The organism is Methermicoccus shengliensis DSM 18856 (assembly GCF_000711905.1).
Lineage (GTDB): Archaea > Halobacteriota > Methanosarcinia > DSM-18856 > Methermicoccaceae > Methermicoccus > Methermicoccus shengliensis.
In genome coordinates, this window is the sequence record NZ_JONQ01000002.1 from 1 (window position 1) to 11309 (window position 11309).

The following is an 11309-nucleotide window of genomic DNA, read 5'->3' on the forward strand; positions in this document are numbered from 1 at the left end:
GTGGAGTCCAACACCACCACACTCTTCAACGGCACCATCACCGTCCCACCGAACTGCACCGTGGTGGACACCTCGGGTGTTCCCCACTTCATAGACCACCCAACCGCCCTCGGTGCGCTCGTGGAGGCAGCAAACCGCTCGGGCTTCACGTACAACATATCCTCCTCTGCCTATGGACTCTACGTCACGGACATCAACGGCGACTCGTGGGTGCAGTACAGGGTGAACTATACCTCCCCATGGGACTCTGTTGACCAGTACAGCCTCACCGGTGGGGAGTACGTGCTGTTTGCCACCGGCCAGTACTATCCGTTCTATCCGCTCGAGCTGGTTGCCCCCTCGTCCACGCGCTCGCCATTCAACGTGAGTGTTCTCTACTTCAATGACACAGTCTCCACGTGGCTGCCCCTCGCTGGAGCCACGGTGTTCGTGGATGGCGCTCCAGCCGGCACCACCGATGCCAACGGCAACCTCTCCCTTGCGCTCGCCTCTGGCACATATGCTCTCAGGGCAGAGAAGGCGGGATACATCAGAAGTGAGATTAGAAATGTGAGCGTCGATGTCACGCCGCCCACGGTGTCGATCTCCTCACCCGTTGAGGGTGCATACTACGCCACTTATAACATCTCGCTCAATGCAACAATCTCAGAGGTTGCACAGGTGTGGTACAGTATTAACGGAGTCAACAGCACGCCCGTCGAGACTGATGTGCTGGCTGAGCCTCTGTCCTTGTACGAGGACGGCAATTACACCATAACAGTGTATGCCCGCGATGCCGCTGGCAACGTCGGGTATGATACTGTGAACTTCACGGTGGACACCCATCCACCCGTGGTGACCATTCTCTCGCCTGTCGATGGCTCTCTCACGAGGTTCAGCACCGTGGCGCTGAGCGTGAGCGTTAATGAGCTCGCCACCATATGGTATCAGGTGGATGGTGGTGCCAACTCCACGCCCGTGAACGGCACCAGCATAGCGGTGCCCATAAGTGGTCTTAGCGAGGGTGCCCACAGCATCACGGTGTATGCCCGTGATAGGGCTGGCAACCTCAACTCCACCAGTGTGGGCTTCACGGTGGACACCACGCCACCAGCCATCACCATAACCTCGCCCACGGCCACCACCTACAGCACCTCAACTGTTCCACTGAGCGCCAGCCTGAATGAGAACGGCATGATGTGGTACAGGCTGGATGGTGGAGCCAACAGCACGCCCGTGAGCGCCCCGCTCAACACCAACCTCACTGGGCTCACAGATGGCACCTATGTGCTGTATGTGTATGCCAACGATGCGGCTGGTAACTTCAACTCCACCAGCGTGACCTTCAACGTCTCCCTGCCAAAGCCAAACCTTGTATCGAGCCTCGAGGTACAGCAGGTGGTATCCGCAACTGGCCCATCGTCGGTGACCTCTGGCACCACCCTTAGGCTCAATGCAAACATCACCAACAACGGTCAGGGCACCGCTCCAGCAAGCCATGCTGGCTTCCTCGTTAACGGTGCCAAGCTTGCCGACAGGCCAGTTCCTGCCCTTGCGCCCGGAGAGAGCCACACGGTGAGCTTTACGTGGGTACCCATTAGCACTGGGGCATACAATATAACCAGCATGGCCGACTCGCTCAATGAGCTCGTCGAGACCAACGAGAGCGACAACGCCGATACTCATAGCATGAGCGTGACGGGTGTGCCGGACCTCGTGGCTCAGAGTGTGAGTGTCCCATACAGGATTCCCCTCAACACTGCGACCACCGTGAACGCAACAGTGCGCTGCGAGCATGCCAGCGTCAACAACGTGCTCGTTGGCCTGTATGAGCGCAGGTACATCTCGGGCGTGGGCTACAGGTATGTGCAGGTGGCCACCACTACCATCGCCTCGATGACCGCTGGTGACACCCGGACGGTGAGCTTCAGCTACACTCCGGCGAGTGCTGGCACAAAGTACCTGCGGGTGGCAGTCGACCCCGATGATGCAATAAGCGAGACCACCAACGCGAACAACAACATCACCAGGTATGTGTATGCCACATACAGCGACCTCAGGACATACGTTTATGCTCCAAGCAGTGCAGCCCTCAACATGCCGACCAGCATTAGGGCGACTGTCAGAAACTATGGGGGCCTCCCCGCAGGAAATGAGACCCTCACGGTGTACGTGGATGACGGCTCCACCAACACCACCCTCCTCAGCACAACAGTGGCCGCACTGGGTGCGTGGAGAAGCAGGACGTACAGTATCTCATGGACACCCAGTGCTCCAGGCACGTACACGCTCACCGCGGTGGTGAGCCACAGTAACACCACCGACCCCTATCCAGCCAACAACGTGTACACGCGTACCATCAGAGTGAGGGAGTACAGCATCGATGCATGGTATATGATATACCCGACCTATGGTGTGTATGAAGGCAGGTACTTCCGTGTGGGAGCAAGGCTCAACACCACGGCACCCGGGTATGTGAATGCCACGCTCACGGTTGACCCGGCCTCTGGCATCACGGTGTACCATGCAACCAAGCGGGCGTATACCCGTGGCAGCCCGTACGATACGGTGTACTGGCTGTGCAAGGGTGATGTGGCTGGCCTGTACAACATGACCATGACCTTTGAGGCATATGGTAAGAGTGCCACCATCAGCACCACAGATGCCCAGTGGAACGTCAGCCCCTATGGTACGAGATACAGCCCGCATGGACCAGTTCAGATAATCGTGCAGACGGTGGAGGTGAAGGACGATAACTCCACCACACTGCAGAACACGCAGAGCAAGAACATGACCTATCAGGTGTTCAACGTCACCACCTTTGACCAGAGCGGCAAGATAGACATCATTGCGGGCGGTCTGCAGAGGATGCTCACGGGTCTTACGTACCTCAGGGGCTATCCACACGGGTGTGTGGAGCAGACTGCAAGCCCGCTGATTGCAGCCCTCAGGATTGCCGAGTACTATGACAACTATGGCTATCTCGATGCTGCGAACAACAGCTCGCTCAACTCCACAGTGGCGAGAGGCGTCCAGAGGCTGCAGTATGGTGCACTCAAGCCCAAGGCCAATGGTGCGTGGAGCATGTGGGGCGGGCCGTACTCGCCGGACTCAGTATACTTCACGACATATGCCCTCTATGCCCTGTCGAGCGTGAGGATGAGCACCGTTAACTACAGCACCATCGGTACCGTCTCGGTGAATGACACCCTGCTGGACAAGGGCGCGATGTGGCTCGTGAGCCAGCAGAACGCAGACGGCTCGTGGACAGGAAGGGGCAGCGACTACCTGCGCTCCAACAATACAATGACCGCGTGGGTGCTGCGCTCGCTCATGCAGTGCGTGCCATACGCCGACGCCACCAACCAGAGCGCCATCAACACCTCCATCAGCAAGGGCTTTGCCTACCTCCTTTCCACGCAGAACAGCGACGGTGGATGGGGCGACAAGCCAACTGGCTCCACAGCATACACACAGTCCAATGCGTACACCACTGGCTTGGTGCTCTATCTCCTGGCAACGAGCAATAACAACACCAACTGGGTGAACAACACTACACAGGTGCAAAATGCGATAACCAACGCCACCGCATGGCTCGTGGCACACCAGCTCAGCTCTGACGTGAGCCGCTACGCCAAGAAGGGAAGCTTCTATCCGGTCTCGAGGGATGTGGCTGGCCACAGCTATTCCAGAGTCGGAGTATACACCGAAGCCACGGCTTATGCACTGCTCGGACTCAACGCCACCGGCCTCGACTCCAGCAACACAACGATTGCCGACGGTAGAAAGTATCTCTACGGCATATATCAGTCCGATGGCTCGTGGGGATACACCAAGTCCTCCGCGGTGGTCATCAATGCACTCACGAAGACAATCATACCGGGCGGTACCATAGATCTCAACATCACGGTGGGTATCGATGGTACCAACGTGACCACTGTGCACCTCACCAATACCAACCCGAAGGCTACGATACCGCTGTGGGGTGAGCGGACGAACTCCAGCTCACCGCTGGGTGCGGGCAACCACACCGTTACGGTGTACCAGACAGGCACGGGTACGTCCCTCGTGGGTGTGAGCGTGAGCCAGACGGTGCCCAAGAGGGAGGCGATTGCCAGTGTGCCCGCTGAATTCATCGACCCGCTGGCAGATGAGTTCTTCCTCAACATCACGTACCACGATGCAACCACTGCAAATGCGTCGCTTGCACCTGCAATACCCGATACGGTGGTCAACGAAAAGGTGAGGGTGAACGCCACCATCACCAACATCAACACAACCGACAACATCGTCACCCTCGTCCTCGAGGTGCCCATTCCGACCAACGCCACATTCACCAACGAGACCATAGTGTGGTTCACCAACACCAGCTACTCTGGTGTTGCCAACTACATGTACAACAGCACCACACGCATGCTGTACATCTACCCAGAGGTCGTGAACGCCAGCGAGAGGGCGAGCTACTACTTCAACCTGACATACAACGCCGCTGGTATGCAGAGCCTCACCAATGTGAAGGTGGCACCGATGTACAACCCGAGCCTCATCGCGGAGAACAACAGCTCCATCTACGTCAAGGGCTACGATGACGTGACCTTCAGGCTGGTCAACGAGAGTGCCAGCGCAGTGAGCGCCACCCTGAGATGGAACGAGAGTGGTGTGCAGAGCGGCACTGGCACTATAACGAATACCACCCTCGAGGGAGACTATGCTCTGAACTTCACCTCTGCGGGATATCTCCCGGTACTCTCACGGATCTCGGTGGTGCCAGGCCAGCTTGCAAACTACACCGCAACCTTCTACACGACAATGGATGAGCCACAGGCCGTGTTCTTCGAGAACAACTCATCCACCAGAACGCTGCCTGCCACGTTTACCAATGACAGCGGCTGGATGTACTACAACACCACCCTCACCACCACTGGGGGTGTGGTCACGGTGGCGATGGAGAAGCCCGCAGGCAACGACGTGGTGTTCGTGGATGCACAGCTCAACAACACGAGTGTATCCCCCATCTGGTACAACGACACCAGCAGCGTGCTGTATCTCGAGGGCGCCGTGGGCGGTGATTCCTATGTGAACATCACGTTCAGAGACATCGGAACGCCAGTGGTGAGCATCACATCGCCCACGGCTGGGGTGTACAACATCTCCACCATAGACCTGAGTGCCACGTCCAACGAGAGTTCGGACATGTGGTACACCATCAATGGCAATACGGGAACGGTTGTTAACTCCACCACCACCTACAGCACGACGCTGAGCCTGAGCGAGGGTGTGAATAACATCACTGTGTATGCACGGGATATGGGTGGCAACGTCGGCACGGCAACGGTGAACGTCACAGTGGACACCGTGGCACCGGTAATCACTGTGAACAGCCCGACGACAACCACCTATGGAAGCACCTCGGTGCCGCTCAGCGTGAGCACCAACGAGCCCGCATCGATATGGTACAACTACAACGGCACCAACAGCACTCCGGTCAGTGGCACATCGCTCAATGCAACGATGACAGGGCTTACCGATGGCACCCACACTGTATATGTGTATGCGAAGGACACAGCAAACAACCTCAACGTCACTTCCGTGACCTTCACAGTGGACACGCAGGGTCCGAGCATCACGATCACCAAGCCAGTGGCGAACGGCAGGTACAACGGCACCATCTGGATAGAGGCGTATGCCAACGACTCTGTGAGCCAGATGTGGTACAACATCGATGGCGGAACCAACAGCACGCCCGTGAGCGCACCCCTCAGCACCACTGTGAGCGGTCTCTCACAGGGTACCCATACGCTCAACGTGTATGCGAAAGACAGCGTGGGCAATGTGGAGACGCGGAACGTGTCGTTCATCGTGGACACCACGCCACCCACCGTGAGCATCACCACTCCAGCTGAAGGTCAGACCACCAACAGCTCGGTGGTGCTGAGCGCCACGGCGAATGAGAATGCTGACTTCTACTACTCGGTGGATAATGGAAGCTGGACACAGTTTGGCACCTCCACCACCAGTGCCCAGACCACACTCGCTCTCACCGGTGGTGCCCACACAGTGGTGGTGAGGGCGTACGACATAATGACTGAGGGCACGGGCAACATGGGCTCGGCCACTGTCAACTTCACGGTGGATGCCACAGGGCCCACCATCACCATACACTCGCCAGCCCCAACCACATATACCACGAGCACTGTGGAGCTCAACGTGACTGTGGGCGAGAGCGCCACCATATGGTACAGGGTGGACAATGGAGCCAACAGCACTCCGGTCAGTGGCACATCGCTCGTCACCACCCTCACCCTCAGCCGCGGTCAGCACACGGTGTACGTGTATGCCCGCGATGGGCTGTACAACCTCAACTCGGCCTCAGTGACGTTCACAGTATCGCTGCCCTCTGCTGGAGGTGGAGCTGGCGCAAGGCCAGACATATATGGAACGCCAGCCCCAACGCCGACTCCGACACCCACGGCAACAGCCACTCCAGTGGTGACTCCAGTGATTCAGCCAGTGGAAGAGAGGAAGGTGCTGTCCAGTGTGAGCCCAGAGGCTCCGGCGGTTGTGGAGTTCATGCAGACAGAGGTCACGAAGATTGAGCTGGATGTGAACACACCAGCAGAGAACGTGGAGGTGGTGGTGGAGCAGTCCGCCGAGCCTCCAGCGGGCGTACCAGACGTGGTGCTCTCCATAGCCGCCACGCAGCCAGAGCTGGCATCCAGCATGGGCGTGTATGGCTACATCAGCATAGACACCACGCTTCCAGAGGGGACGGTGGACAAGGCGAAGGTGGAGTTCAAGATACCCAGGAGCTGGTTCGTGGACAACGGGCTCGACCCGGCCACCACAGCGCTGCAGCACTACAACGAGGCAAGCGGTCAGTGGGAGGCTCTCCCCACAGACCAGACTGGTGAGGATGATGAGTACTATTACTTCAGCGCAGAGACTCCGGGCTTCTCGGTGTTCTCCGTGGTGGCACAAAAGGCAGTCGTGGCAACCCCGACTCCAACTCCAACACCCACCGAGACGGGCATACCTGGGTTTGAGGCAATCCTCGCCATAGGGGCGCTGCTCGCCATCGTCTACCTTGTGGGAAGGCGCACACGATGAGCAGGGTGCATCAGCATCATGCACCCCTCTCTTTTTTGCTCGTTAAGACGTCGCTTTATGGGAGCGAAGATGCCGAATCCAGATGCATTAGCGGAGAATGCTAAAAGCTTTAATAAGAGGGAATATTGGTAGATGCACGCTGCTTGCAGAGGCATCTGCGGCTGACCCATAGGTGGATGCGTCATGTTCAGGGAGGTTGTCTCGCAGTACGAGCCCATGGCCCTCGAGCGGAGGGTGCAGGCATTCTGGGAGGAGACTCAGGCATACGAGAAGACGAGGGCTCTTAGGAGAGGGGGAAAGCCCTTCAACTTCGTGGATGGACCCCCCTACACGACGGGGCGAATACACCTCGGCACCGCATGGAACAAAATCATAAAGGACGTCATTTTGCGATACCGCTCGATGTGTGGATACGATGTCCAGGACCGTCCGGGATGGGATATGCATGGGCTGCCCATCGAGGTGAAAGTCGAGGAGATGCTGGGCTTTAGGAGCAAGAAGGACATCGAGCGGCATGGTGTGGACAGGTTTACACAGGCGTGCAGGAGCTTTGCCCTTGCGAACAAGGATGCCATGACAGAGCAGTTCAAGAGGCTTGGCGTGTGGATGAGATGGGACGACCCCTATATGACGCTCACCAACGAGTACATGGATGCCGCATGGTGGACGCTTGCAAGGGCATTCGAGAAGGGTCTTGTGGAAAAGGGGCTGAGGGTGGTGAACTGGTGTCCAAGGTGCGAGACGGCCATAGCGGATTCGGAAGTGGAGTACTGGGATGAGACAGACCCGTCGGTGTACATCAAGTTCAGGCTCAAGGATGAGCCCGAGGCATTCATCGTGATATGGACGACCACCCCATGGACGATTCCTGCCAACATAGCGGTGGCAGTCGACCCAGATGCAGAGTACTCTTGGGTGGAGGCAGAGAAGGATGGCAGAAAAGAGACTCTGATCATGATGAGCTCCCTCGTGGAGGACGTGCTGAGGAAGGGGAGATATCAGGGATACAGGGTGCTCAAGAGTGTGCTCGGCAGACAGCTCGTGGGAATGCAATATGAGCACCCCCTCGCTGAGGAGGTGCCAGCCCAGAGGGAGATCGAGCACAGGGTGTATGCGGCCAGCTTCGTGAGCGCGGAGAACACTGGATGCGTGCACGTGGCACCCGGGCATGGGCTGGAGGACTTCGAACTCGGGCTCTCCAACGGGCTTCCAGTGTTCTGCCCAGTTAGGGAGGATGGCACATACACCAGCGAGGCTGGGGTGTACGAGGGGCTGTATGTCAAGAATGCTGACCCACTGATCATAGAGCATCTAAGGGAGAAAGGGCTGCTGCTTGCGGAAGAAACCATCACCCACAGGTATGGACACTGCTGGAGGTGTAAGTCCCCAATTCTGTTTTTGGCAACAGAGCAGTGGTTCGTGAGCATCACTCGTCTGAAGGACAGGATGCTCGAGGAGATCGAGGGTGTGGAATGGACGCCCAGATGGGCGGGCTCTGCGAGGTTTAGGGACTGGATAGAGAACTCAAGGGACTGGTGTATCTCAAGACAGAGGTACTGGGGCATTCCCCTTCCCATATGGGAGTGTGAGCGCTGTGGGGCAAGAAGGGTGGTGGCCACTCAGGAGGAGCTCAAGAGGCTTGCGCAGCTGGATGGCGAGATAGACATGCATCGACCCTTTGTTGACCACGTGGTGCTCTCGTGCGAGTGCGGCGGAGTGATGCATCGGGTGGAGGATGTGTTCGATGTGTGGTTCGATTCGGCCGTTGCTTCTTGGGCAACCCACCGCTTTCCATCCGTCCGAAAGAGCCTCGATGGGGTTTGGCCCAGCGATTTCATCACCGAGGGACACGACCAGACGCGGGGCTGGTTCTATTCCCAGCTTGGGGCTTCCATGCTGGCATTTGGAAGGGCCCCATACAGGGCCGTGCTCATGCATGGCTTCACGCTTGACGATGAGGGCAGGAAGATGTCCAAGTCGCTGGGCAATGTGGTTCAGCCAGAGGACGTCGTGGAGAAGTTTGGAGCAGATACCCTGAGGTTGTACGTGCTGTATGCCAATGCCCCCTGGGATGACCTGAAGTTCTCGTGGAATGAGGTGTCGAACATCTACAGGGCGTTGAACGTGCTGTGGAACACCTACCGCTTTCCCCTGCCCTACATGGTGATGGATGGCTTCGACCCCACCACATGCACCCTCGAGAGTATGCGAGAGCACATGCGGCCGGAGGACGTGTGGGTCATCTCGAGGCTTCACACCACCGCCAAGGAGGTCAGGGAGGGTCTGGATAGCTATCACCTACACAAGAGCGCGAGGGCGCTCGTGAGCTTTGTGCTCGAGGACCTCTCGAGATGGTATGTCCAGCTCGTAAGGCCCAGAACATGGAGGGAGGCAGACGACCCAGACAAGCTCGCTGCCTATGCCACCCTGTATGCAGTGCTCACTGGGCTTGCAAACATGCTCGCACCATTCACGCCCCACATTGCAGAGGAGATGTATCAGAACCTCGTGAGGGGGGTGAGCTCTGATGCTCAAGAGAGCGTGCACATGTGCGATTACATCACGCCAGACAGTGCCCTGATGGACTTGGAGCTCGAAAGGGACATGAGTATCGTGCGCAAGATCACGGAGGCAGTGTCCAGTGCACGCCAGAGGGCAAAAAGAAAGCTGAGGTGGCCCGTGAGGGAGATTGTAATCTCCCCCTCAACTGAGGAGGTCGGGCGGGCATGCGAGAGGTTGAATGAGGTGCTGAGAGCCCAGACCAACGCCAAGAGGATAAGAGTGCTCGATGTGGGCGAGGTGTGGGGCAGACTGAGCTTCAGGGTGCTGCCCAAGCCCGCTGTGATAGGCCCAGCGTACACCAAGGATGCTGGAAGAGTGATGCAGTTTCTCTCCAGGATGGATGGAAACACGCTAAGAGAGGGCCTCTCTGGCGGTGGGTGCACCATAGAGATGGACGGAAGGCGATTCGAGATCACACCCGATATGGTGGACTTGGAACCAGTGGTTCCAGATGATGTGCAGGCGGCAGAGTTCGAGGGCGGCGTGGTGTACGTGGACACTGCCCTCACCGAGGAGATAGAGGCCGAGGGCTATGCCAAGGAGACCATACGGCGCATTCAGGACATGAGAAAGCAGATGCAGCTTGACATACTCGAAACAATAGAGGTGGTGGTGGGTGTTCACGATGCCCGCATCGCGTCCCTCCTTCAGGGCTGGAGGGAACACATTGCCTCAGAGGTTAGGGCAAGCACACTCGAGATAGGCAACTGTCAGAAGGTGGAAGGCCATCTCGTAAGGGAGTGGGATGTGGAGGGCATTGCGCTCGTGATAGGGATATCGAGGGCAAGCTCGGCCTGAGTGTGGATGTCAACCACTCACCGTCAAACGGTGTGTAGTCCTTAGGATGCTTTCACCGTACGCTCTGGCTGTGTGGTTCTGTTGACTTATTGTTGGTGAGATGAAAAAATAAAAATTACTTCTGCCCTCGCGTTGTTGGAAGTAAACCTTGTCAATTCTCTTATCAGATCTTCCCAACCATTTTCTATTTTCAGATCAATTCCACAAGCTTCAGCAGGTGTTTTATCGTATAGTGAAACTCTCCGAAAAATTGAGGAGCGTTCTTGAAAGCGAAGAAATCAAGAGCTTTATTAATCCAAGAGAGGTGTTAGAAGCTTTCAAATCTTTAAGAGAAACAATTGGAGTCTTAGAGAAATCGCTTGATCCTGCAACCTTGGCAGAGATTCAGGAAGAGATTGGAGATGAGACTTACTTCTAAGATTTAGAAAAAAGATTTCAAAACGATTGATTAGTGAAGTGAAAGACTAAGGCAATAGTAAAGCGTCCAAAGTTAATGGGGGACAGACGAATATCTTATCACGACAACCAATTTGGTGCCAAGTATTTTTAGGCATGAAAGAAAAGAGTAGATGTAAAAAGTTTTTTGGATTTCATTTTCTTTAATACCAAGAAACTCCCTCAGACTTTCACTTTGCTTAAGCTCTTCTAAGATATTGAGATCTAGTTTCAGAGAGACATAAAGGTTCTCTTAATGCAGTTGATAGCAGTTTTTATCTTCCCGTTGCTTGCAAGACCCCTTCGGAGGGGGATACGCAAGGGGAGGTGGCTAAGTTTAAATACTCCGCTAAATATACCAAGTCTTGTAGCCCATCGGATAACGAGTTCGATGGGATGCGGGGCTCGTGACCGTCCCGAAGGGTGCA

3 protein-coding genes are annotated in these 11309 nt (G+C 56.4%); all 3 read left to right on the plus strand.

Annotated features, from left to right (window positions below):
* Positions 1-63 precede the first annotated feature (63 nt).
* The 3 genes from BP07_RS00170 to BP07_RS08685 all read left to right on the plus strand — a co-directional run bounded on the left by BP07_RS00170 (position 64) and on the right by BP07_RS08685 (position 10864).
* Positions 64-7086, plus strand: coding sequence for a CARDB domain-containing protein (locus BP07_RS00170; RefSeq protein WP_211247018.1), 7023 nt, complete (start codon positions 64-66; stop codon positions 7084-7086).
* Positions 7087-7269: 183 nt separating this feature from the next.
* Positions 7270-10446, plus strand: a complete 3177-nt coding sequence (gene ileS, locus BP07_RS00175; protein WP_042684182.1) for an isoleucine--tRNA ligase — start codon at positions 7270-7272, stop codon at positions 10444-10446.
* A gap of 232 nt (positions 10447-10678) precedes the next feature.
* On the plus strand, positions 10679-10864 hold the full coding sequence (locus BP07_RS08685) for a hypothetical protein (RefSeq protein ID WP_169736219.1): 186 nt from the start codon (positions 10679-10681) through the stop codon (positions 10862-10864).
* Positions 10865-11309 lie beyond the last annotated feature (445 nt).

Bases quoted from the DNA above. Each gene is read 5' to 3' on its own strand.
- ileS (WP_042684182.1), top strand. From the start codon at position 7,270: ATGTTCAGGGAGGTTGTCTCGCAGTACGAGCCCATGGCCCTCGAGCGG.